23 protein-coding genes and 3 pseudogenes are annotated in these 19395 nt (G+C 67.6%); 16 read left to right on the top strand and 10 right to left on the bottom strand.

Features of this window, described 5'->3' with window-relative positions; translation table 11 throughout:
- The first annotated feature begins 36 nt into the window (after positions 1–36).
- From OG972_RS40630 to OG972_RS49690, 4 genes are all read left to right on the top strand, one after another.
- The gene (locus OG972_RS40630) at positions 37–705 is read left to right on the top strand and encodes a tyrosine-type recombinase/integrase (protein ID WP_266990126.1); all 669 of its coding nucleotides are present in this window, start codon (positions 37–39) and stop codon (positions 703–705) included.
- Between the two features lie 693 nt (positions 706–1398).
- Positions 1399–1728 (top strand): tyrosine-type recombinase/integrase, encoded by a 330-nt coding sequence (locus OG972_RS49420; RefSeq protein WP_323135939.1) that lies wholly within the window; start codon positions 1399–1401, stop codon positions 1726–1728.
- Positions 1729–1800: 72 nt separating this feature from the next.
- Positions 1801–2229, top strand: coding sequence for a hypothetical protein (locus tag OG972_RS40620; protein WP_266990124.1), 429 nt, complete (start codon positions 1801–1803; stop codon positions 2227–2229).
- 39 nt (positions 2230–2268) lie between these two features.
- Entirely contained in the window at positions 2269–2679 is a 411-nt protein-coding gene (locus OG972_RS49690) for a DUF6262 family protein (protein WP_353961658.1), read from the top strand.
- A gap of 23 nt (positions 2680–2702) precedes the next feature.
- On the opposite strand, the gene OG972_RS40615 is transcribed toward OG972_RS49690, so the two are convergent.
- Positions 2703–3188: a hypothetical protein gene (locus OG972_RS40615; protein ID WP_266990122.1), complete on the bottom strand. Its 486-nt coding sequence runs from the start codon at positions 3186–3188 to the stop codon at positions 2703–2705.
- Positions 3189–3287: 99 nt separating this feature from the next.
- On the bottom strand, positions 3288–3998 hold the full coding sequence (locus tag OG972_RS40610; RefSeq protein ID WP_266990120.1) for a hypothetical protein: 711 nt from the start codon (positions 3996–3998) through the stop codon (positions 3288–3290).
- A gap of 223 nt (positions 3999–4221) precedes the next feature.
- Between OG972_RS40610 and OG972_RS40605 the strand changes: the two are divergent.
- Positions 4222–4862 (top strand): annotated as a pseudogene (locus OG972_RS40605) (Tn3 family transposase); the annotation flags it as partial.
- Between the two features lie 119 nt (positions 4863–4981).
- On the opposite strand, the gene OG972_RS40600 reads toward OG972_RS40605, so the two are convergent.
- Positions 4982–5992 (bottom strand): aldo/keto reductase, encoded by a 1011-nt coding sequence (locus OG972_RS40600; RefSeq protein WP_266990118.1) that lies wholly within the window; start codon positions 5990–5992, stop codon positions 4982–4984.
- An 87-nt stretch (positions 5993–6079) separates the two neighbouring features.
- Between OG972_RS40600 and OG972_RS40595 the strand changes: the two genes are divergently transcribed.
- The gene (locus tag OG972_RS40595; RefSeq protein ID WP_266990116.1) at positions 6080–6976 is read left to right on the top strand and encodes an AraC family transcriptional regulator; all 897 of its coding nucleotides are present in this window, start codon (positions 6080–6082) and stop codon (positions 6974–6976) included.
- 153 nt (positions 6977–7129) lie between these two features.
- On the opposite strand, the gene OG972_RS49685 is transcribed toward OG972_RS40595, so the two are convergent.
- From OG972_RS49685 to OG972_RS40580, 4 genes and pseudogenes are all read right to left on the bottom strand, one after another.
- A complete protein-coding gene (locus OG972_RS49685) occupies positions 7130–7231 on the bottom strand; it encodes an excalibur calcium-binding domain-containing protein (protein WP_353961650.1) in 102 nt (33 codons plus the stop codon).
- Positions 7188–7523 (bottom strand): annotated as a pseudogene (locus tag OG972_RS40590) (ATP-binding protein); the annotation flags it as partial. The pseudogene OG972_RS40590 and the gene OG972_RS49685, both read right to left, overlap by 44 nt.
- A 146-nt stretch (positions 7524–7669) precedes the next feature.
- Positions 7670–9652, bottom strand: coding sequence for a DNA topoisomerase (ATP-hydrolyzing) subunit B (gyrB, locus tag OG972_RS40585; RefSeq protein ID WP_266991025.1), 1983 nt, complete (start codon positions 9650–9652; stop codon positions 7670–7672).
- Positions 9653–10279: 627 nt separating this feature from the next.
- Entirely contained in the window at positions 10280–11479 is a 1200-nt protein-coding gene (locus OG972_RS40580) for a transposase (protein ID WP_266990114.1), read from the bottom strand.
- Between the two features lie 49 nt (positions 11480–11528).
- On the opposite strand from OG972_RS40580, the gene tnpA reads away from it, so the two are divergent.
- On the top strand, positions 11529–11957 hold the full coding sequence (gene tnpA / locus OG972_RS40575; protein WP_266990112.1) for an IS200/IS605 family transposase: 429 nt from the start codon (positions 11529–11531) through the stop codon (positions 11955–11957).
- Between the two features lie 503 nt (positions 11958–12460).
- Here tnpA and OG972_RS40570 read toward each other — a convergent pair.
- Entirely contained in the window at positions 12461–13138 is a 678-nt protein-coding gene (locus OG972_RS40570; protein ID WP_266990110.1) for a DUF4232 domain-containing protein, read from the bottom strand.
- A gap of 371 nt (positions 13139–13509) precedes the next feature.
- Between OG972_RS40570 and OG972_RS40565 the strand changes: the two genes are divergently transcribed.
- From OG972_RS40565 to OG972_RS40540, 6 genes are all read left to right on the top strand, one after another.
- Positions 13510–14319 (top strand): alpha/beta fold hydrolase, encoded by an 810-nt coding sequence (locus OG972_RS40565; RefSeq protein ID WP_266990108.1) that lies wholly within the window; start codon positions 13510–13512, stop codon positions 14317–14319.
- Between the two features lie 106 nt (positions 14320–14425).
- A complete protein-coding gene (locus OG972_RS40560; protein WP_266991023.1) occupies positions 14426–15232 on the top strand; it encodes an AraC family transcriptional regulator in 807 nt (268 codons plus the stop codon).
- A 152-nt stretch (positions 15233–15384) separates the two neighbouring features.
- Positions 15385–15573 carry a transposase gene (locus OG972_RS40555; RefSeq protein ID WP_266990106.1) on the top strand — a complete coding sequence of 63 codons (189 nt, stop codon included), beginning with the start codon at positions 15385–15387 and terminating at the stop codon, positions 15571–15573.
- Between the two features lie 112 nt (positions 15574–15685).
- The gene (locus OG972_RS40550; protein WP_266990104.1) at positions 15686–15922 is read left to right on the top strand and encodes an IS3 family transposase; all 237 of its coding nucleotides are present in this window, start codon (positions 15686–15688) and stop codon (positions 15920–15922) included.
- A 104-nt stretch (positions 15923–16026) separates the two neighbouring features.
- Positions 16027–16395, top strand: coding sequence for a DDE-type integrase/transposase/recombinase (locus OG972_RS40545; RefSeq protein ID WP_266990102.1), 369 nt, complete (start codon positions 16027–16029; stop codon positions 16393–16395).
- A 184-nt stretch (positions 16396–16579) separates the two neighbouring features.
- Positions 16580–17410: an IS5 family transposase gene (locus OG972_RS40540; protein WP_266990100.1), complete on the top strand. Its 831-nt coding sequence runs from the start codon at positions 16580–16582 to the stop codon at positions 17408–17410.
- Here the strand turns inward: OG972_RS40540 and OG972_RS40535 are convergent.
- Positions 17328–17894 (bottom strand): hypothetical protein, encoded by a 567-nt coding sequence (locus OG972_RS40535; RefSeq protein WP_266990099.1) that lies wholly within the window; start codon positions 17892–17894, stop codon positions 17328–17330. The genes OG972_RS40540 and OG972_RS40535 overlap by 83 nt on opposite strands.
- A gap of 132 nt (positions 17895–18026) precedes the next feature.
- Here OG972_RS40535 and OG972_RS40530 point away from each other — a divergent pair, with 132 nt between their 5' ends.
- Together OG972_RS40530 and OG972_RS40525 are read left to right on the top strand one after the other, a co-directional pair.
- On the top strand, positions 18027–18281 hold the full coding sequence (locus OG972_RS40530; protein ID WP_266990097.1) for an integrase core domain-containing protein: 255 nt from the start codon (positions 18027–18029) through the stop codon (positions 18279–18281).
- A 132-nt stretch (positions 18282–18413) separates the two neighbouring features.
- Complete coding sequence (locus OG972_RS40525) at positions 18414–18881, top strand: hypothetical protein (protein WP_266990096.1); 468 nt, start codon at positions 18414–18416, stop codon at positions 18879–18881.
- A gap of 176 nt (positions 18882–19057) precedes the next feature.
- Here the strand turns inward: OG972_RS40525 and OG972_RS40520 are convergent, their stop codons facing one another.
- On the bottom strand, positions 19058–19183 hold the full coding sequence (locus tag OG972_RS40520; protein ID WP_266990095.1) for a hypothetical protein: 126 nt from the start codon (positions 19181–19183) through the stop codon (positions 19058–19060).
- A gap of 108 nt (positions 19184–19291) precedes the next feature.
- On the opposite strand from OG972_RS40520, the pseudogene OG972_RS40515 reads away from it, so the two are divergent.
- Positions 19292–19390: pseudogene (locus tag OG972_RS40515) on the top strand (IS5/IS1182 family transposase); the annotation flags it as partial.
- Positions 19391–19395: the final 5 nt, after the last annotated feature.

Raw genomic sequence — 19395 nt, 5'->3', positions numbered from 1 at the left:
GTGCGCGTCCGACCCCGCAATCGGGGACCGGCACCGGTGCTCAAGCCGGCCCAGGCCGAGGCGATCCTCGACGGGTGCGCACGCTTCGACGCCGGCTCGGGGCAGTGGTCGGGATCGGTGCGCGACCGGCTGCTGTTCACGACGCTGAGTGAGACCGGGATGCGGCTGGGCGAGTGCCTGTCGCTCAAGCACTGCGACTGGCACGTCGGCCGGGGCGGGACCCCGTTCGTCGAGGTCGTGCCGCGGCAAGACCACCCGGCCGGGGTGCGGGTGAAGAACGGCCGGTTCCGCCGCATCTACATCAGCGATGACCTGGAGCGTCTGCACAGCGAGTACGTGTGGGAACTGTGCGATGCCGACGCTCACCGGGCGGTGGACCTGGAGAACTGGTGGGTGTTCGTCAACCTGCGTCGCGGCGAGTGGCTCGCGCCGCTGCGGCCGGAGACCGTCTACGACCTGGTCGACGGCCTCAAGCGCCGATTGGGGAAGGCGGTTCCGTCTGCCTGGACGCCGCACTGGTGGCGCCATACCCACGCGACCGCACTGCTGCTGTCCGGGGCTCACGAGCACGTGGTCATACGACGGATGGGCCATGCCGACGTGCAGACCACGCTGACCCTCTACGGCTGGGTCACTGAGGACGCCGAGCTGAAGACCCTGGCGAACTGGAAGTCGTTCACCGCCAACTGGCGTGGCCTGGAGTGAAGTTCGGCATGACCGATCACCACCTCCCGTCAGTTCCTGCCGGCGGTTCGACCTGCCCGGACCGGTTCGCGCAGAGCGCCGAGCTGATCGACGGCTTGGACCCGGTGTTCGCCGGGCCACTCTTCGATGGGCGGGACCCACGGCTGGCCGGCGTGTTCATGCGCGGATCGCGGCAGGTCCAGCTGGACATCACCGCCTTGCCGCTGGTCATGCGCCGTGAGGCCGGCTGGTGGCTGGCCACCTGCGCGCGCACCGGCGAAAGGCAGGTCCACGCCAGCGAGTGGAACCGCTGGGCGGTCACCGCCGCCGACGTCATCGCACGCCACCCGCACGTCGCCTCCTTCGCCGACCGACCGCTGGCCGAGTGGATGACCGCCTGGGCCCGGAGATTCCACGCCGACCGGGGCCGGATGCCTGCCCCGGGCATCGGCTCCGGGCCGAGCACGCTCTGCGCGGCATGCTGGAGCGGCTGCTGCGGCAGTACGCCAGCGAGGTCGACTGGTGGCGGCACGACATTTGGTCGCTGCGGCTGGACCCGCGCATCCCGCGGCGCGAGCACGAGCCGCGCGCCAACACCGCCGTCCGCTGGGGCGACATCACGCCGGTCTGGCTGCGGGACGGGACCAAGTTCGGCTCCACTACCAGCAGACGAAGATCGACGCGGCACCGAACACCATCCTCGTCGGCCGCGACGTGGTCGAGATCATCCGGGAACAGCAGGCATGGGTGCGCGAGCACTGGCACCTGGGCCCCGCCGACACCATCCGCTACCTGTTCCCGACGACTACCGGCAACCGGCACGGCACCAAGTCCTGGGAGACCAGCAACTACAACCATGTCCTGAAGGACTTCAGCCACCACCTGGACCTGCGCGACTCACGCGGCGAGCTCCTCCTCTACTCACGAAGCCACCGGCTCCGCCACACGAAGGCGACCACCCTCATCAACGCCGGATCCCTCATCCACGTCGTCCAGCGCTACCTCGGCCACCTCTCCCCGGAGATGACGATACGTTGCACATAGACCCTCGCGAGCACCGCGGAACGCGAGTTCCTCGCCCTGGCCAAGATCGGGCGCGACGGGCGCGAGGTCGGTATGGACCGCCGCGACATGCTCGACCTCGTGCAGCTCGACCGCCGCACCGACCGCATCCTGCCCAACGGCTACTGCCTGCTGCCGCCCACCCGGTCCTGTGACAAGGGAAACGCCTGCCACGGCTGCGACCACTTCGCCACCGACCGCACCTTCCTCCCGGACATCCAGCGCCAATTCGCCGAGACCCAGTCCCTGGTCGCCACCCGGCAGGCGCGGCACACCGAACGCTACGGCGAGCCGATGAGCGGGACCAACGTCTGGATGGGACAGCGCAACGCGGAGATCCGCAGCATGCAGCTGGAGATCGTCGCCCTCGAAGCCCAACCGACCGACAGCACCGCCGTCGTCCGCGGGGCCGGCGTGCTCGGTCGCACCGGCTACCAGGACGCCGCCAACACCTCGGACAGCAAAGGGGCATCACACTCATGAGCAAGCAGCCGAACGAGACGGCCCCGCAAACCGTGCCTCCTGCTGACCGGCGGATCGCTGCCCTCCGGCAGGGCCGCACAGGACAAGCACCAGCAGGCCGTCCAACGAGCGGAGGCGGGCATCCGAAGGCTGATCAAGGAGAGCGAGGAGATCAACTTCCGCACCGTTGTCTGCGCGGCCGGCGTCAGCCTGGACTTTCTCTATGCCCATACCGACCTGCGCAAACGCATCGAGACCTTGCGCGGCCAGCAATGGACCGAGAACCAGTCTCCCCCGCAGGCACCCTCAGCCGACGACGGCACAGTGATTCATTCCCTTACCGAAGCCCTCCGCCGTGAGCGCACCACCCACCGAGAGCGCGTCCAAGAGCTCGAACAACGACTGGCCGCGGCACACGGCGAGATCCTGCGCTTGCAACGTGTGATCCAGTCACACAACCCGAGACCGTGACAGCACTCGCCTGGCTCCAGAGCTCACGATCCAGAACGCAATCCCAGAGCACTGTGCTCCACCACACCCGAGGGAAGATCGCTCTTCCCCGAAGCCCGAGCAGTCAGCTCCACGAGTCCGGCCCGGAGGTCGGCGGCTGGCTCACCAAGGACGATCGCGCTGATGATCAGCTCCATCATCAGACGATCGTACTCGTCGCCCATGCTGCGAGAGCGCTCGCCATCGGCCTCCACCACAGCAGAGGCGATCCTCCTCCCACCACCAGCCACGGGGACAAAGGACGCCTCATAGACGCCGTGACCGGTCCAACTCCTGTGCATGAAAACGACATCGCCTTCGACGAAGACGTTCCACTTCTCATCCATGTCCCGGGCCCGATATCCGCGCCGGATCCGGTCCCAGTCCTCGTCAGTCCAGACACGATCCGGCAACTGAGACACCGGCCTGGGCGTGTTAATCGGCTGGAGGCGCCGGAACGACTCTCGGGTGAGCGGGGTATCGGCAGTCATGACGTGATCCTACGGATGCACCACTCCAACAGGACAGCGACTTACTTACAACTGGGCAACGGCAGTGTCAGTGGTGTCCATCGGGGCCCTGGGCCCGGTTCAGCCCTGCAGCCAGATCCGCAGCGGAGCGACCGGCTGGAAGCCGTGGCGGACGGCGACCGCCAGATCCTGCCCGTACTCATAGCCGACCACGGGCAGGCCGGGAAATAGTCGGTGCACCGCGTCCAGCACGACCGGCCAGGCCGCGTCAGGGCCGCCTTCCAGGGCGAAGACATTGGAGATTCCGACCACATGGTCGCTGCGGCTCGCCACCGCTCCGGCAATCACCCTGCCGCCAGGTGACTGTCCGGCGAGCACGAAGGTGGCCGGGTCGTCGAGCAGCTCGGGCCGGAAGAGGCCCGCGCTGCCGTCCCCGCCGTCCCAGGCGAGCGCCCAGGCGCGCAACATGTCAGGGTCACCCACCACGTCCCAGACAAGATCCGAAGTGATGGCGGGCGCACCCGCCGGGCGGTGGATCCACTGCGCCTCGAACAGCACCTGGAAGCCAGCCTCCGTCAGGTCGAGGTCGGCGAAACTGTCCTTGACCGAGGCTCCGGGCGCGGTGATGTCGATCCGCTCCGCCAGCGCGGCCGGGTCGGCACCCGGCACCAGCGTCACCGCGTCGGGGTAGTACAGGGGTGTGCGGGTCGGGGCCGTCCAGGCTTGTGTCCCGAACTCGCTCGCCACGTCGTGCGATCGGCTCATCGCCGCGCACCAGTCGGCGTTGTTGCGGGCGGCGGTCTGGACCAGGAGCTGCTTCGGCGTCGTCACGAGTGCGGAGCATGCCCCGCCCCGGATAGATCCGTCGAGCGGTTTTCCACTGCCCGCTGGACGGACGCTCCGCCCGACGGTGGCAGAACTCACTTACGTACTCCTGGCAGATGACAGCCCACTGGAGCCAGATCAACTTCGTACATCACTGGGGCCACTTCGGGTTCTCGCAGCGGAGCCCAAAGAAGTGCTTACAAACAGCCGCCTTCTCTGCTGCCGCCCCCAGCGCGACTTCGGCGGGCTCCTCGCGCCGGCGGTCAGCGCGGTCAGGTCGGGGGCCTCGCCGAGCAGGCCGATGGCGACGGCGAACTGGCCGGGCATGCTGCGGGTCGCCGGTTCCCTGGTCACCAACCAGGTCCGTGCCTACGACCTGCTGCGGATGTTCGGCCGCGAGGGCCACCCCACACCCTTGGGGCAGGCGTTCGCCGAGTACGGGCGGATCGCCAAGACCGAGCACCTGCTGCGGGTCGTCGACCCGGTCGATGACACTTACCGTCGGCAGATGAACGGGCAGCTCACCGTGCAGGAGTCGCGGCACAAGCTGGCCCGCGACGTGTGCCACGGCAAGCGCGGCACCATCCACCAAACGTACCGGGACGGGATGGAGGACCAGCTCGGCTCGCTCGGCCTGGTCCTCAACGCCGTGGTGCTCTGGACCACTCGGTACATCGACGCCGCCGTCGCCAGCTGCGGGCCGAGGGCCACGAGATCCGCGACGAGGACGTGGCACGGCTGTCCCCGCTCAAGCGTCGCAATCTCAACGTGCTGGCTCGCTACAGCTTCACCGCCTCTACCCCGCCCGGCGGCGGCCTGCGGCCACTGCGCGACCCGGACGCGGCCGGGCCTGACGACGAGGAAGGGTGAGCCGCTGGTGCGCCCCTCGGCCGGACAGCTGAGCACCAAAACCGCGCCCCCTGCGGGTAGGGGGAGGGCGCGGCTGGTTTGGACGGGGTCCTGCTGTCGGCTGTGAGCTGTGTCGTTGGTTACTGCCAGTTGGGCAGTATTGCCTCGTTGTAGCGGGATCCGGCCGCCCCGTGCGGCAGGATTTCGTCGATACGGGCGAGGTCCTGGGGCGTGAGGGTGGCCTTCGCGGCAGCCACGTTCTCCTGCAGGCGTTGCGGGCTGCGGGTGCCCGGGATGGGCACGATGTCATCGCCCTGCGCGAGCAGCCAGGCGAGGGCCAGTTGGGTAACCGTGATGTCCTTGCTCACTGCCAGGGCGGTCAGCTCGCGGACCGCGGCGAGGTTCTTCTCGTAGTTGCCGGGCTGCCAGCGGTCGTCCGTGCTGCGCATGTCGTCGGCAGGGTACTCGGCGGCCGGTTTGACGGTGTCGGTGAGGAAGCCCCGGCCGAGGGGCGAGTAGGGCACGAAGCCGATGCCCAGTTCCCGGACCACCGGCAGGACGTCGGCCTCCACACCCCGCTCGAACACCGAGTACTCGGTCTGCAGCACCGAGACCGGGTGGACTGCGTGGGCCCGCCGGATTGTTCCGGGACCGGCTTCACTCAGCCCGAAGTAGCGCACCTTGCCCTCGGCGATCAGCTCAGCGACCGTGCCGGCCACGTCCTCGATGGGGACGTTCGGGTCCACGCGGTGCTGGTAGAGCACGTCGATATGGTCGGTGCCGAGGTGGCGGAGGCTGTTCTCGGTGACCTCACGGATGTGCTTGGGACGGCTGTCGAGAGCGATCCCGAACTTGGCTGGGTCGGTGAAGTCATAGCCGAACTTGGTGGCGAGCAGGATGTCGTCGCGGAATTCCTTCACGGCACGGCCGAGGAGCTGCTCGTTGCTGCCGGTGCCCAGGCCGTACAGCTCGGCGGTGTCAAAGAGGGTGACGCCGAGTTCGTAGGCGCGGCGGATCGTGGCGATGCTGCTCTGGTCGTCCGGGGTCCCGTAGGCGATGGTCATGCCCATGGTGCCGAGGCCGATCGCCCCGGCCCGGAGGCCCTGGCTGCCAAGAGTCCGCAGGGGGAGGTTTGTCGTTTGCTGTGCCATGCCCTCAACGTTAGGGACGCGGGATCTCGGAGGCGTGGGGCACTAGTCGCGTAAAATTGCCTGATCCTCTCAGGAAGGAAGTACGTCGTGCTGGATCAGCTAGCCGCGGCCATCGACCGGCACTGCGTGGGACTGGGCTCGGACACCAAGATCCCCCGGCTCTCCCTCGTCGCGGCCGACGAACCCATCGATCCCACCGGCCTGCTGTACGAGCCGATGATCTGCTTCGTCGCCGACGGCGCGAAGCGCACCACCTCGGGAGATCTAAGCCAGGTCGCACACGCCGGCGAAATGCTCCTCACCACGATCGACCTGCCTGTCACCGTCGACCTGGAGAAGGTGCCCTACCGGTCTGCCGTCATGCAACTCGACGGTCGAGCGCTCGCCGACCTGCTCATCGAACTGGACGAGACCGGCCCGGCCACCACGTCGGCCGCAGCAGGGCAGGTCAGTGCGCCGATGACACCGGAACTCGTCAACGCGGTCACTCGCTGGGTCGAACTCCTCGACACCCCTGAGGACATCCGCCCTCTCGCCCTGCGGATCGAGAGCGAGGTCCTCTACAGACTGCTGCGCAGCTCTCTCGGCGCCATCCTGCGCCAGTGGTCGCTGGCCGACTCGGCCACAAGTCGGGTGCGCCAGGTGGCCCGATGGATCTGCGAGCGCTATACAGAGCCGCTCAGCATCGACGCGATCGCCGCCGTCGCGCACATGAGCCCGGCCAGTCTGCACCGGCACTTCAAAGCAGCCACAGGTATGAGCCCGCTCAAGTACCAAAAACACCTGCGGCTGCAGGCGGCCCGGCGGCGCCTGGCCGCCGGCGACGCCACCGCAGCCCAGATCGCGCAGGCGGTCGGATACGTGAGCGCAACCCAGTTCAACCGCGAGTACCGCAGCACCTACGGCCTCCCGCCCGGACAGGACGCAGCCCGGCTCCGCGCTCGACTCACCCACACCCGCACCGCCACGACTCGGCGGGTATAAGTCCTGGAGTCAGGCGCCGAGTGTGCACACGGGACCCAGCGGCGAGAAGGTGCAGAGCGGCGAAGCCGCAGGGGCGCCCTACCGGGCGCCACAGAGCAAGCCCACTGACGAACTGGGGGCGGCATAGCCGCCCCTCTGTCCAGCCCAGCGCGGTCACCCCCAGTCGCACCCGATCCCGTCTCCATCACGGTCCAGGTGGGGGCCGTAGCCAGGCGCCGACGCCGTGCAGACCGCCGAAGGCGGCGTAGGAGCCACCGCCGAACTTGCCTCCGGTGTGCAGCTTGGTCATGACGACCTCGAGCCCGGACAGGCCGGTCTTGGGCTCCACGTCCATGGGGATGCCGCGGCCGTTGTCACGGACCTCGACGGAGGCATCCTCGTACAGGATCACCTCGATGTGGTCGCAGTAGCCGCCCAGGGCCTCGTCGACGGAATTGTCGATGATCTCCCACAGGCAGTGCATCAGGCCACGGCTTTCGGTGGACCCGATGTACATCCCGGGTCGCTTGCGAACAGCCTCCAGCCCTTCGAGGACGAGCAGGTGCCGCGTAGTCGGAGCCGTAGGCGACCGGCGGGCGGAGACGGGCGGAGGGCGGGGTGCTCACGCGTTCGCTCCAGGTGCGGAAGAAGAGGTGGGGCGACCGGGGTCCGCCGGTGCGGGCCCCGGTCCGGGAGGGTGTAGCTGGTGCCGGATCAGATGTCGAGGAAGCGAACGTCCTTGGCGTTGCGCTGGATGAAGGAGCGTCGGGCTTCGACGTCCTCACCCATCAACACGGAGAACAGGTCGTCGGCCTGGGCGGCGTCGTCCAGGGTGACCTGGCCAAGGACGCGGTGGTCGACGTCCATGGTGGTGACGCGCAGCTCCTCGGCGTTCATCTCACCGAGACCCTTGAAGCGCTGGATCGAGTCTTCCTTGATCCGCTTGCCGTTCTGCTTGCCGAGCTCGACCAGGGCGTCGCGCTCGCGGTCCGAGTACGCGTACTCGAAGTCGTCGCGACCCCACTTGATCTTGTAGAGCGGCGGGCGGGACAGGTACACGTGCCCCGCCTCGACCAGCGGCCGCATGAAGCGGAAGAGGAACGTCAGCAGCAGCGTGTTGATGTGCTGACCGTCGACGTCGGCGTCCGCCATCAGAATGATCTTGTGATAGCGGAGCTTCTCGATGTCGAAGTCCTCGTGCACGCCCGTGCCGAAGGCACTGATCAGCGCCTGGACCTCGGTGTTCTGCAGGATCCTGTCGATGCGCGCCTTCTCGACGTTCAGGATCTTGCCGCGGATCGGCAGGATGGCCTGGTACATCGGGTTGCGACCGGACTTCGCCGAACCACCGGCGGAGTCACCCTCGACGATGAAGATCTCGCACTTCGTCGGGTCGTTCGACTGGCAGTCCGACAGCTTGCCCGGCAGCGACGCCGACTCCAGCAGGCCCTTGCGGCGGGTCAGGTCACGGGCCTTGCGGGCCGCGACGCGGGCCGTGGCCGCCTGGATCGACTTGCGGATGATGTCCGCGGCCTCGACCGGGTTGCGGTCGAACCAGTCGTTCAGGTGCTCGTGGACGACCTTCTGCACGAAGGTCTTGGCCTCGGTGTTGCCCAGCTTGGTCTTCGTCTGACCCTCGAACTGGGGCTCGCCCAGCTTGACCGAGATGATCGCCGTCAGACCCTCGCGGATGTCCTCGCCGGCGAGGTTGTCGTCCTTCTCCCGCAGGAACTTCTTCTCCCGCGCGTACCGGTTGACCAGACCCGTCATCGCGGCGCGGAAGCCCTCTTCGTGGGTACCGCCCTCATGCGTGTGGATCGTGTTCGCGAAGGAGTACACGCTGTCGGAGAACTGGCTGTTCCACTGCATCGCGACTTCCACCGAAAGTAGACGCTCAGTGTCCTCCGCCTCCAGTGAGATGACCGAGGGGTGCACCGGCTCGCCCTTGCGCGCGTTGAGGTACTTCACGAAGTCGACGATGCCGCCCTCGTAGAAGTAGGTGACCGTCCGCGCGGCCGGCTCGACCGCGTCCGCGTCCGGGTCGTCCGCGCCGACGGTCGCCTTGGCCGACTCGCGCTCGTCGGTCAGGGAGAGGGTCAGGCCCTTGTTGAGGAAGGCCATCTCCTGGAAGCGGCGCGAGAGAGTCTCGAAGGAGTACTCGGTCGTCTCGAAGATGTCCCCGTCGGCCCAGAACGCCAGCGAGGTACCGGTGGTGGTGACCTCCTCGTGCTGCTTGAGCGCCGTGGTCGGCACGCCCTTCTCGTAGTCCTGGCTCCAGCGGTGCCCGCCGCAGCGGACCTCCGCCTCCACACGCGTGGACAGCGCGTTGACGACCGACATGCCCACGCCGTGCAGACCGCCGGAGACGGCGTAGCCGCCGCCACCGAACTTGCCGCCCGCGTGTAGCACCGTCAGGACGACCTCCAGCGCCGGCTTTCCCTGGGAGGGGACGATGTCGACCGGGATACCGCGGCCGTTGTCGACGACGCGCACCCCGCCGTCGGCCAGGATCGTCACGTCGATGCGGTCCGCGTGCCCGGCCAGCGCCTCGTCGACCGAGTTGTCGACGATCTCGTAGACCAGGTGGTGCAGACCCCGCTCGCCGGTCGAGCCGATGTACATGCTGGGCCGCTTGCGGACCGCCTCCAGGCCCTCCAGCACCTGGATGTCGCCACCGGTGTAAGACGCGTCTCCCACGCTGCCGGGGACAGGCGCGGGCGCGGCGTTGTCGGCCGGAAGGTCGGAGGGAATGCCGGGACGGGTCACAGGGCGCTCTCTTTTCTGGCACGACAAACCGCGCTCCCATCCGGGAGGTGGAAGCGGGCTGGCATCGGACAAAAGGGGTCGACGGCAGGGCCCGGCCGACCGGCCGGGCCCTGCTCCGTAAGGTTCACCATAGAACCGAGAACTACGTTTAGCATACCCAACACGGCCGCCATTCATAGGGCAATAGGTCTCCTGTATGGCGCCTCAACGGCCGATCGGGGGTGAAGATGATCCCCCCTACGTATGGCACGTTTAAGGCTCCGAGGACGCCGCATGCAGCTTCTTCTCCTTCGGGGTCGACTGTCGTCAAAAAAGGCACCTGGGCGCGGCCGGGATTTGCCCCCTGTGGGCCTGCAAGGCCACCCGTGGGAAGAGAAGGCCCCAGCCCGAGGGTCCCGGACCTCGACTCGCCCACCGCGCCCCGCACGCGGCGTCCGCAACGCTCCGCCGACGGCGCCGAATCGGAGTCCCCGATGGCCCCGAGGCTCGTGTGGCCCGGCATGCGTCAGGGTTCCCCCACAGGTGACTCCTCCGCCCCGTGAACGGGGTGGCTTCTCGCTATGCCGGTTGGGCTTCGCGACGGACCAGCCCGGCCCGTAGGACGTTGAGAGCACCGACGGTGTCCGCGTGCGCGTTGTGGCCGCAGGCGACGCAGTGGAACGTCTCCTGTGTGGGCCGGTTCTCCTTGGTGGTATGCCCACACTGGGGGCATCGCCGGGAGGTGTTGCGGGGGTCCACGGCCATCACTTCCCGCCCGGCGCATTCTGCCTTGGCGTTCAGGATCGTCAGGAACACCCCCCATCCGGCATCGGCGATCGAGCGGTTCAGCCCGGCCTTCGCGGCGGCCCCGTTGGGCAGGAAGCTGCCCGGCTGGTCGGGGTCGGGCTTCGGTTCGGGGGCCTTGCTCATGTTGCGGATCTTGAGGTCTTCGTGCGCGATGAGGTCGTGTTCCCGCACGAGGCCGAGGGCGGTCTTGTGGGCGTGGTCGAGGCGCTGGCACCGCACCTTGCGGTGCAGACGTGCCACCGTCTCCACTGCCTTGCGGCGGCGCTTGCTTCCGCGCTTGCACCTGCTCAGTGCCTGCTGAGCTGCTTCGAGCTTCGCTGCGGCCTTTCGCCCGTGACGCGGGTTGGGCACGAACTCGCCGTTCGAGTCGGCGAGGAAGTTGGCAATGCCCAGGTCGATGCCGACCACGCTGCCGGTCGCGGGCAGCGGCTCGGGCCGGGGCCGCTCGGCGGTCAGGATCACATACCAGCGCTTGCCCTCACGCTTGACCGAGACGGTCTTGACATGGCCGACCACGGGCCGGTGCTGGTGCACCTTGACGTGCCCGACACCTTGCAGACGCACACGCGTGACCGGGTCGTGCGCAGTGGCATCCCAACGGCAGCCGTCTCCGTCCCTGGGGAACTCCACCGTGTCGAACCGGCCCACTGCGCGAAAACGCGGACAGCCCGGCTTCTCACCGGCCTTGACACGGCGGAAGAACGCCGCGAACGCCTTGTCCAGACGCCGCAGCGTCGCCTGCTGGCTGGAGAACGACCAACGGCCCTGACGCTCCGGGTCGAACGCCCGGATGTCCTTGAGCTGCGCGGACTGCTGCCCGTATCGGACCGTCGTCTTCGAGCTGTGCCGGTAGGCGTCACGGCGCTCTTGCAACGCGCCGTTGTAGAGCGAGCAGTGATCGCGCAGCATCTCGCGAAGGGCCTGGTCCTGCCGGGCGGTGGGTCGCAGGAGGAACGTGTACGCACGGATCATTCAGTCCACCCCCTCCGACTCGAATCGACCGTAACCGTAGCATTGGTTCATGTCACCACGTTGGGAACCAAACCCCGACGTACGGCGCGGCCGTCACGTCGTCCACCACCTCCACGCGCATTTGGTGTTCGTCACCAGGTACCGGCGGACCGTCTTCAACGACGAGATGCTGACACGCTGCGAAGAGATCATGCGAAAAGTCTGCGAGGACTTCGAGGCAGACCTGATCGAGTTCAACGGCGGAGAAGACCACGTGCACCTGCTCGTGCATTACCCGCCGACGGTCGCCCTGTCGAACTTGGTCAACAGTTTGAAGGGCGTGTCCTCGCGCCGGCTGAGGCAGGAGTTCACCGGCCACGCCAACCAGCCCATCACGCACGGCCGCTTCTGGTCCGGCTCCTACTTCGCGGGGTCATGCGGCGGCACACCCCTCCACGTGGTCAAGGACTACATCGAGAACCAGAAGCGGCCCGACTGAGCGCAGCTCCGCGGGCGAGGCATTCCGGAACGAAACTGCGGCGCTCCGCGCCGCAGGGTTCAGAATCGGATTCCCTCCCCGCCCGAAGGCGGGGATTCCCTCCGAAGAAGAGGGATGGAGAGGGGTGGGGAACCCAACCATCCCCGCCTTCGCCCACCACCCGAGAGGTGGTGACCAGGCGGCGATACCCCGCAGCCGGTCGCGATGGCCAATGGCTTCGTCCACGAGAACCCAGATCGAAGAAAACCACATCCGCCATAGGTGATCATCTCGTGGCGCTTCCCTGACGCCAGAGGGGTCGCAGCACCTTGGCGCCCGGTCTGGCGGACCACGCCACCTGAAGTGCTCAATCCGCCAACCGAAGTGCGCAGTTGAGCCGAAGCACGCTAGTTGTCAGACTTGGCGTCCATTGACCTGTGGCTTCGATCAGGCAGAGCACGGTGGTTGTCACCAGGTCGGCACGCTGCGCGTCACCAGCATGGATCACGAGCTGCGGTTCCCGTTCAGCTGAAGGGAACGGCGTCCTTCGGGGCGGTGTGCCAGTTGGTGACGATCGGGTGATCGACAGTGATGGTGCCGACCGGCAGGGAAACCGGGTTGGGGTCGTCGTCACCGATGGCGACGATGATGCTGTCCAGTTCCTTGCCACCGTTTGCGTTGGTGGTCTTCGGGTTCACCCCGGCGTAGGCGGTGGTGCTCCCGCTCAGCTTGATCTGCTTGCCGGCGGTCTGCTCCGCGGGACCCGCCTCGGTGCCGTCGGATCCGAACGCCACGGTCGGAAGCGCAGCGGGCAGGTAGCAGGTGATCCCCGACTTCGCCTTCGCGATGATCAGAATGTATCCGCCGGCCTGGGTCTCGGACCTGGTGCTCCAGGAGATGTCGTTGGCGCCGCAGCTCTGCCCGACCGGCTCCCGCTCGCCGTTGCCGGTGTCGGCGCCGGACCCGACCCCGTCCGCGGTTCCCTTGCCCGTCGCGTCGGAGCCCTTGCCGGTGCCCTGGTTACTGCCCGCGGTCGACGAGCCGGACGGGGTGACCGCATTGCCGGCCGGAGTGGCGGACGAAGAACCCTGCGCGGCGCCGGTGTCCGTGGCCGCGTCCGAGTCCTGGCACGCCGTCATCAGCATGGCGCCGCCGACGAGGACTGCGGAGACGAGGAAGGCCTTGCGACGGTTGCCGGACATGAAATCCCCTTGGTAATCAGTGGTTGAGGCCGAAGCGGTTTCGGCTTCTTGGTGCTTGCTTGATCACTATGAGGGGGCTGTGAGCCGAGGAGATCCCGGCGTCTTCGTTCCAGGACACCGCTGTCGCAGACCGGTGACATGATCACGAAGTGGAAGAACCAGTGTCCCGTCGCGGTGTAGGTGGCAGGTAGCGACTCGTTGACCTGCATGAATGCCAGATGGTTGGAGACTGCCGATGGCTGACGTTCTCAAACGGCCTGGCTTTCGTGGAAGTCCCGCTCGCCGTGGAGACAGAGGTGTCCGGCGAGCGTCAGCCTCGCGACGACATTTGTACAAGACTGATAGCGGGCAGCGCAGGCATCGTCCCGTACATGGGACATGACGACGTCACGCACTTGCACGGGATGCATGTGGTCCACTACGGCCCGCGGCAGGCGCCGCCGCTGGTGCTCATCCACGGATCGGGATTCTCGGGCGGCTCCTGGAGCCCGGTGGTACCGGCACTCGCCGACCAGTATCACGTCATCCGAGTCGACCTCCCGGGTCACGGCCAGTCCTCGCCCGCGCCGTCGTACGACGTGCCTGAGCAGGCGGGCCGCTTGGCCGCGGTGCTCGACGAGCTCGACCTTCGTCCGATCACCGTGGTCGGGCACTCCAGCGGTGGATACATCGCCACCGCGCTTGCCGAACAGCGCCCTGACCTGGTTGGTTCGCTCGCGCTGATCAGCAGCGGCCCGAGTCCCGACGCGCTCCTTCCGCAGCCCGTCCTCCTTCAGATGCTGATTGCCCCGCCGCTGGGCCCGCTCCTCTGGTCGATCCGCTCGGACGCGATGCTCCGCAGGGGGGTGACCGCGGTATGCAACCGCCCGGTGGACGTCCCGGACGACCTGGTCGTCGAGGTCCGGGGCATCGGCTATCGCACGTTAAGGACGGTGCTGCGCCGAAACGCCGCGTACATCGCCGAGCGGAGCGTGCCCGACCGCCTCACCGCCCTCGACGTCCCGGTCCTGGTGATCTTCGGCGCTGCCGACCGCCGCTGGGATCCGTCTTCGGCACACCAATACGACACGGTGCCGAACGCGCGCGTCGAGCAACTGCCCGACGTCGGACACCTCCCCATGTTCGAAGCGCCGGAGACGACCAGCAAGTTGCTGCTGGCCTTCGCGGCGGCAGGCCGCTGACACCGATCGCTACCCTGGTGCTGTGTGGGCCACAGAGTCACCACCTGACTGGACGTCGGTGGAGGTCGCGATCCCGCGGCAGTCAGAGCGACTGCCCGGGATCAGCATGGCCGGGTTCGGTCAACGTGTCCCGGCGCTCGTGGACATCGCCATGGTCGCGCACCCATCGGTCACCCTGTTCGTGGACCTGAGCGAAGGAGACGGCCTCGTCTACAACGCCCACGGCCGGCGCGAACGCGGCAGCGTGGTCGTCGGGCTGATCCCGGGCAACCTTCGGATCAGCGGCCGGACGGCCGAGGCAGGCCAGTGCCTCCAGATTCGGTTGTCGCCGGTCGTGGCGGCTGCAGTGCTCAGCGCATCGACCGAGCTCGTCGGGACCGTGGTCTCCCTGGAAGATGTCTGGGGTCGCGACGCCGGGCGAGCCGAGGACAGGCTGCGCGCCGCCACGTCGTGGGACGAACGGTTCACGATCGCGGCGGATGTCCTTGGCCGACGGCTGGACGCCCGCCCACCGCTCGATCCGGAGATCGCTGCTGCCTGGTGGCGGATGCTCACCAGCCGGGGACAGGTGCGGGTCGACAGCCTGGCGAACGAGGTGGGATGGAGCCGTAAGCGCCTGTGGTCCCGCTTCCGGTCCCAGATCGGCCTCACTCCCAAGCGTGCCGCCCAGCTGGTGCGCTTCGACCACGCCGCCCACCTTCTCGCGGCGGGTGACGCCACCGCTCGGGTGGCGGCCGCAAGCGGCTACGTCGACCAGTCCCACCTCCACCGCGAGGTCAAGGCGTTTACCGGGGTGACGCCCACCGCCGTAGCCGCTGCGCCGTGGCTCGCGATCGACGACGTCGCGTGGCCGACTTCGTTCGCCGACCTGCCGCCGTCGCCGTCTGCGTTTCGTCAGGTCCCGGCGAGGTGAGCACAGGTTCCAGCACGGGAGTGGTGCCGTGCGCAGACGTCGCACGAGCAGGTACGACAGGACCCGCAGCCGCCCGCCACGACCCTTGAACCTTCCCCTTGATCTTGGACACCTGGAGACTGGGACGTGAGTTCCAGAGGAAGTAGTGCCAGGTGGGAAGCAAGAGCAGCCGCAGTAGGCGGTACACGGAGGAGTTCAAGCGGGATGCGGTCGCGCTCGTGCACTCCTCCGGGAAGACCGTCACCGAGGTGGCCCGGGACATCGGGGTGAGTGCCGAGGGACTGCGAACCTGGGTCAAGCAGGACACGATCGACCGCGGACGGGGGCGGCGGGCGAGCTGACGACGGCCGAACGCGAAGAGCTGCGCCGGCTGCGGAGGCTGGCCGCCGAGCAGGCGGAGACGATCGAGGTGCTGCGAAAAGCGGCGGTCTTCTTCGCGAAGGAGAGCGATCGATGAGCGAGGTGTACGCGTTCATCGAGGCGGAGAAGACCACCCACCATGTTGCTCTGTTGTGCCGGCTGCTGAAGGTAGCCCGCTCCTCCATCTATGCGTGGCTGGCCGGCGAGCAGGCCCGGCGCGCAAGGAAGGCCGCCGACGACGCCCTCGCCCACGAGATCACCGTGCTCCACCTCGCCTCCAAAGGCACTTACGGGGTGCCGCGTATCCACGCCGGGCTGCGCCGGCTCTGACACCGCGTGAACCGCAAGCGGATCGAGCGCGTCATGCGTGAACGCGACATCAGCGGCGTCACGCGGCGCAGGCGCAAGGGCTTGACCCGCCCGGCCAAAGGGCGGTGCCCGCCCCGGACCTGATCGGCCGCGACTTCACCGCGAGTGCACTGGGGATGAAGCTGGTCGGCGACATCACCTACATTCCCACCGATGAGGGCTGGCTGTATCTGGCGACCTGGCTGGACCTCGCCACCTGCGAGATCGTCGGCTACTCGATGGCCGACCACCACCGCGCCGGCCTGGTCGTGGACGCGCTGACCATGGCCGCCAGACGCGGTCGGCTCCAGCCCGGCTGCATTGCGCATTCGGACCGCGGCAGCGAGTACACATCCGACGAACTCCGGCGTGAGTGCGTTGTGGCAAACCGGATCTTGTTCGAGCGGCAGCGGGTGACCATCTGGACGGAGGTTCGGGTGCGGTCGCGGGCATGAGAGAACGGGCCCCTTGGTAGTGACGCGGTTACGACACCAGCACGACCAAGGGAGCCCGTTGCCTGATCAGTTGAGCAGTATCTCTGTGCCTGCGTCCACCGTGGTCACCCCTGGGTGTGACTGCTACGTGCACCGGTTCGGTTCGATTACTCCGGGGCGGCGGGCAGGCTGCTATCCGAGCGACATGACGGATGCGGAGTGGGCCCAGGTCCGCTCCGCGATGCCGGTGCCGGCGTGGCTCCTCAGGCGGGGCGGGCGTCCGGAGGCGTTTTGCCACCGCGAGATGCTCGACGCCGTGCGCTACCTCGTCGACAACGGCGTGAAGTGGACGGCTCTGCCGGTCGATTTCCCCTACTGGCGGGCGGTCTACGACTTCTTCCGCCGCTGGCGGTCCTACGACTACGTGCGTGAACTGTACGAACGCCTGCGACGTTCGGCCAGGGAGCGCACAGGCCGCAACGCCGAGCCCAGTGCGGGAATCATCGACAGTCAGTCGGTGGACGCCTCCGAAACCGTCGGTGAGGACAGTCGCGGATACGACGGCGGCAAGTCACGTGACGGGCGCAAGCGCCACATCCTGACCGACACGGAGGGCCTGCTCCTGGAGGTGACCGTGACCACGGCCGATGTCCACGACTCCAAGGCCGCCCCCGCACTGCTGGAGACATTCATGGACGAGCCGGGCCGGCTGCTGAAACTGGTGTGGGTCGACAGCGCCTACCAGGGTCCGGCGCTGGCGAAGGCGTTCGCCCGTCACGGAGTCCGGATCGAGGTCGTGCGCCGATCCGATGGGCAACGCGGATTTGTCGTACTGGCCCGCAGGTGGGTGGTGGAGCGAACGCTGAGCTGGCTCTCCCGCTCACGCCGCCTCAACCGCGACCACGAACGCCGCCCTGATCACCACCAGCAGATGGTGTGGTGGGCAGCCGTGATCAGGCTGTCGCGCCAGATGGCCGGCGATGCCCCGCGCTGGCCGGAGAAGCGTCCCGGCCGACTACCCCGGACACGAGTGTGAACCGTCCGTCCTTCTCCCGTACCAGCCAGCCCCGCTTCTCCAGCGCGTAGGCACGGTGACGGATCTTCTCCACCTCGTTCTTGATCTCCGCATCCCGGCCCACCATGCGCGTCAACTCCACCCCGCTCACCGGCCCCGACGCGGCCACCACCGCGGCGAACACCTCCCGATACAGGTCGCTGAGCACCTCCTCACCCATGCCCGACCGCCACACCGGCGGCCGCTCGCCACGCACCGAGCCGGAGCCGCTCGATCCCCCAGCAGCAACCGCCCCACCATCAAACGGAACGGAAACCGGCGTATTCACCGCGCTCTCCTCGGCCAGCACCGACACGAGCTCCTCACGCCCCACCCGGGCTCGCTCGACTCGCTCTCGCGCGGCATCCACCTCCGCCTGAGCCTGCTCCAGGACCTCCGTCCAGGACTCCAGCTCCTGCCTTGCCCGCGCCTCACGCCGTTCCATCAACCCCAGCACCGACGGCATCGCACCCTCCCCGATCAACAACAAGCCGTCCGCTGCCTGCCCCTACCCCTCCACGATCATGCCCTGCACACGAAGAAGCCCCTGCTCATCGAACAGGGACTCCCTTTGCCACGACGCACTGAGATGGTCCGGTTGGGACTTCGGCAGAGCATGGGCCGCACCGGCTCATGCTTCGACAACGCCGCCGCCGAGTCGTTCTTCGCATTGCTGAAGGAGGAGATCAGCACCCGCCAGTGGCCGCACAGGGCCAGTGCCCGCGCCGAGATCTTTGCCTTCATCGAGACCTTCTATAACCGCAAGCGACTGCGCAGGCATCCGGTCTGGGGCTATCTCACCCCGCTGGAGACCTGGCATCGCCTCGAACAGGACCACGCCCTCGCGGCGTAAGCATCGAGTGTCCAAGATCACGGGGAAGCTTCAGGTCTACTCGTCGGCTAGGTGGCGTTCCGGATCATTGCGCGCTTGGATAGGTGCATGTCGGAGGGGAAGCGGGGCTCGGCCCGTTGGCGGTATGGCGCGTTGAGCGTAGTCGTTATCGCGATCTTGGCGGGTGCCGCCTGGCTACTGCTTCCTGGTGAAGCAGACCCGCACGACTATCTCCGGGAGCCGGACGACGTGGTTTATGGCGACGGTTCGCTGGCAACCGTGCTTGCGCACTACGGCGTGAGCCTGCCCGACCAGGCGACGGACGTGCGCTTCCATGACGAAGAATCGCTGATCGGTTCTGAGGGGACCCTCTTCCTTCACTTCGAGGTTCCCGACGCCGGCCTGACGTCCCTCCTTCAGACCCTCAACGTGGGGCCACTCACGCCCGGCCTACCTGTCAGCTGGGACGCCAGCGGGGAAGGGCAGCGTTTCGGCTGGAGCTTCCCGGGCAGTTCCTGGCGCGGAGCGCAGGGACCAGCCGAGGGAACCGTCACCGCTTCCGTCGCTGTCGCTCGGGCGGGCGGGGTCAATTCCGTCTATGTGATCGCCGAGCACATCTGACCCAGCGCGAGAAGAGCTGCCACGGACTCACGGGCGGGGCTGGCTGAACAGGCCAGGCTCGGGCTCGGCGAGGATGGCGCGCTCGACGAGTCGCTTGAGCTTGTGCCGCGGGCACTCCTGTCCAGCTTCCCGATGATCGAACCGTGAAGACGTCACCTCGCTTGACCCCGATGCAGTCACGGCAGGTTGGCGAGCTGGTGCGAGGTCTCTTGGGAGAGCCGACGGACCACCCAGACCACGGGCCCGTGCGGATGCTCACTGAGCCTCTCCTCGTTGAATTGCGCCAGGCGGCCGGACGCCACGAAACCGCCCGTTTCTTACGCGTACGGTCCGAGGGGTGAAGGTTGGGCTTCGGCCTTCAAGCCCCGTCGATGTCACTGACGAAGGACGCTTCGGACGTCAGGCCTTCGATGAAGGAACGAAAGTCCGCAGCAAGTCGCAGCAAGCTCGCCATCGCCTACCAGGCCGCACTCCACCTCGCCGCCATCCTCATCTGGGCACGCCGATGACCACG

Source organism: Streptomyces sp. NBC_01669 (assembly GCF_026339735.1).
Lineage (GTDB): Bacteria > Actinomycetota > Actinomycetes > Streptomycetales > Streptomycetaceae > Streptomyces > Streptomyces yanii.
Note: the sequence above shows the minus strand (reverse complement) of the source record. Positions and strands in the feature narration are given on the sequence as shown.

Bases quoted from the DNA above. Each gene is read 5' to 3' on its own strand.
- OG972_RS40620 (WP_266990124.1), top strand. From the start codon at position 1,801: ATGGACCGCCGCGACATGCTCGACCTCGTGCAGCTCGACCGCCGCACC.
- OG972_RS40615 (WP_266990122.1), bottom strand. From the start codon at position 3,188: ATGACTGCCGATACCCCGCTCACCCGAGAGTCGTTCCGGCGCCTCCAG.
- OG972_RS40600 (WP_266990118.1), bottom strand. From the start codon at position 5,992: ATGGCACAGCAAACGACAAACCTCCCCCTGCGGACTCTTGGCAGCCAG.
- OG972_RS40580 (WP_266990114.1), bottom strand. From the start codon at position 11,479: ATGATCCGTGCGTACACGTTCCTCCTGCGACCCACCGCCCGGCAGGAC.
- tnpA (WP_266990112.1), top strand. From the start codon at position 11,529: ATGTCACCACGTTGGGAACCAAACCCCGACGTACGGCGCGGCCGTCAC.
- OG972_RS40570 (WP_266990110.1), bottom strand. From the start codon at position 13,138: ATGTCCGGCAACCGTCGCAAGGCCTTCCTCGTCTCCGCAGTCCTCGTC.
- OG972_RS40565 (WP_266990108.1), top strand. From the start codon at position 13,510: ATGGGACATGACGACGTCACGCACTTGCACGGGATGCATGTGGTCCAC.
- OG972_RS40560 (WP_266991023.1), top strand. From the start codon at position 14,426: ATGGCCGGGTTCGGTCAACGTGTCCCGGCGCTCGTGGACATCGCCATG.
- OG972_RS40550 (WP_266990104.1), top strand. From the start codon at position 15,686: ATGAGCGAGGTGTACGCGTTCATCGAGGCGGAGAAGACCACCCACCAT.
- OG972_RS40540 (WP_266990100.1), top strand. From the start codon at position 16,580: ATGACGGATGCGGAGTGGGCCCAGGTCCGCTCCGCGATGCCGGTGCCG.
- OG972_RS40535 (WP_266990099.1), bottom strand. From the start codon at position 17,894: ATGCCGTCGGTGCTGGGGTTGATGGAACGGCGTGAGGCGCGGGCAAGG.